At 63.5% G+C, this 444-nt stretch carries 1 rRNA gene; it reads right to left on the reverse strand.

Annotated elements, in window-relative coordinates:
• Positions 1-357 precede the first annotated feature (357 nt).
• Positions 358-444, reverse strand: a 5S ribosomal RNA gene (gene rrf / locus AB0259_RS06900); the annotation flags it as partial.

Here is a 444-nt window from a genome sequence, read left to right on the forward strand (position 1 = left end):
ATTCTCGTACGGACGACGCTCACCATCACGCTTCTCGTACGGACGACGCTCACCGTCACGCTTCGGATACGACGAACGCTCACCGTCACGCTTCTCGTACGGACGACGCTCCCCGTCGCGCTGAGCTCCAGGTCGTCGCTCACCATCACGGTGCCCGAATGTGCGACGATCACGATCGGTCGACTCACCGCCGCTGCGCCGCGGCCGCTCGTCCCGCGATCGCGAGGAGGCAGGCGTGAACTTGCGCTTACCGCCCGATCGTCCAGGGCGCTCTTCGTCCGTCATCTTCTCTGTCCTCCCACGTGCGCGTTAACGAGAAATGGCCACCCAACTCTGGGTGGCCATTTCACGAAAGAAGTCCGGCGGTGTCCTACTCTCCCACAGGGTCCCCCCTGCAGTACCATCGGCGCTGTGAGGCTTAGCTTCCGGGTTCGGAATGTGACC

Origin of the sequence: Microbacterium sp. NPDC080005 (assembly GCF_040702445.1) — a bacterium.
Classification (GTDB): domain Bacteria; phylum Actinomycetota; class Actinomycetes; order Actinomycetales; family Microbacteriaceae; genus Microbacterium; species Microbacterium oleivorans_D.